Annotated in this window: 1 tRNA gene and 2 rRNA genes (1 of these 3 only partly in view); all 3 read left to right on the forward strand. The window is 55.1% G+C overall.

The annotated features are described in order from the left end of the window. A 23S ribosomal RNA gene (locus AC52GN_RS16385) occupies positions 1-1458 on the forward strand; it begins 1322 nt to the left of the window's first position. Between the two features lie 82 nt (positions 1459-1540). After that, a 5S ribosomal RNA gene (gene rrf, locus AC52GN_RS16390) occupies positions 1541-1655 on the forward strand. A 58-nt stretch (positions 1656-1713) separates the two neighbouring features. After that, positions 1714-1787: transfer RNA gene (locus AC52GN_RS16395), tRNA-Met, on the forward strand. Positions 1788-1789 lie beyond the last annotated feature (2 nt).

Consider the following 1789-nt stretch of genomic DNA (forward strand, 5'->3'; position numbering starts at 1 on the left):
CCGAAAGACCAAGGGTTCCTGCGTAAAGCTAATCTGCGCAGGGTTAGTCGGCCCCTAAGGCGAGGCTGAAAAGCGTAGTCGATGGGAAGCAGGTAAATATTCCTGCACCAGCTGGAAGTGACGGATGGCATAAGTCGTCGGGGCTTATTGGATTGTTCCCGGCGGTGGCGTTGTCCCTGGAAATAACTCCAGCAGAGACCGTACCCGAAACCGACACAGGTGGTCAGGTAGAGTATACCAAGGCGCTTGAGAGAACTGTGCTGAAGGAACTCGGCAAATTGCACGCGTAACTTCGGAAAAAGCGTGACTCACCCTGGGCAACCAGGAATGAGTGGCACAAGCCAGGGGGTAGCGACTGTTTAGCAAAAACATAGGGCTCTGCGAAGCATCAATGCGACGTATAGGGTCTGACGCCTGCCCGGTGCCTGAAGGTTAAAGGGAGGAGTGAAAGCTCCGAACTGAAGCCCAGGTAAACGGCGGCCGTAACTATAACGGTCCTAAGGTAGCGAAATTCCTTGTCGGGTAAGTTCCGACCTGCACGAATGGCGTAACGACTTCCCACTGTCTCCAGCACAGGCTCAGTGAAATTGAATTCCCCGTGAAGATGCGGGGTTCCCGCGGTCAGACGGAAAGACCCTATGAACCTTTACTATAGCTTCGCCTTGGCGTTAGCGACCGTATGTGTAGGATAGGTGGGAGGCTATGAAGCCGGGGCGCCAGCTCTGGTGGAGCCATCCTTGAAATACCACCCTTACTGTCGTTGACGTCTAACCGAGGGCCGTTATCCGGTCCCGGGACATGGCGTGGTGGGTAGTTTGACTGGGGCGGTCGCCTCCCAAAGTGTAACGGAGGCGCGCGATGGTTAGCTCAGACCGGTCGGAAATCGGTCGTCGAGTGCAATGGCATAAGCTAGCCTGACTGCGAGACTGACAAGTCGAGCAGGGACGAAAGTCGGCCATAGTGATCCGGTGGTTCCGCGTGGAAGGGCCATCGCTCAACGGATAAAAGGTACTCCGGGGATAACAGGCTGATTTTGCCCAAGAGTCCATATCGACGGCGAAGTTTGGCACCTCGATGTCGGCTCATCACATCCTGGGGCTGGAGCAGGTCCCAAGGGTATGGCTGTTCGCCGTTTAAAGTGGTACGTGAGCTGGGTTCAGAACGTCGTGAGACAGTTTGGTCCCTATCTGCCGTGGGTGTTCGAAGCTTGAGAGGATCTGTCCCTAGTACGAGAGGACCGGGATGGACATACCTCTGGTGGACCTGTCGTGGCGCCAGCCGCGCAGCAGGGTAGCTAAGTATGGAATAGATAACCGCTGAAAGCATCTAAGCGGGAAACTAACCTCAAAACAAGGCTTCGCTGAGGATCGTGGAAGACTACCACGTTGATAGGCCAGGTGTGGAAGCGCGGTGACGTGTGAAGCTTACTGGTACTAATAATCCGATCGGCTTGATCGTTTCTCAGCAAAACTCATTCGGTTTTTACTTGCCGAAATCAAAAGACGATATCTTCTCATTTCATTCGTGTGTGTCGGGTTGACCTGGTGGCTCTGTCGGAGGTTCCCCACCCGATCCCATTCCGAACTCGGTCGTTAAGACCTCCAGAGCCGATGGTACTTCGTCTTAAGGCGCGGGAGAGTAGGTCGCCGCCGGGTCTACCCGACACACATGAATGATATTCTCGAACCTTTCTTCCTTTACGCACCGCCTTGCCGCGGGATGGAGCAGCCCGGTAGCTCGTCAGGCTCATAACCTGAAGGTCGCAGGTTCAAATCCTGCTCCCGCACCC

The organism is Brevundimonas sp. SS2672 (genome assembly GCF_059579685.1).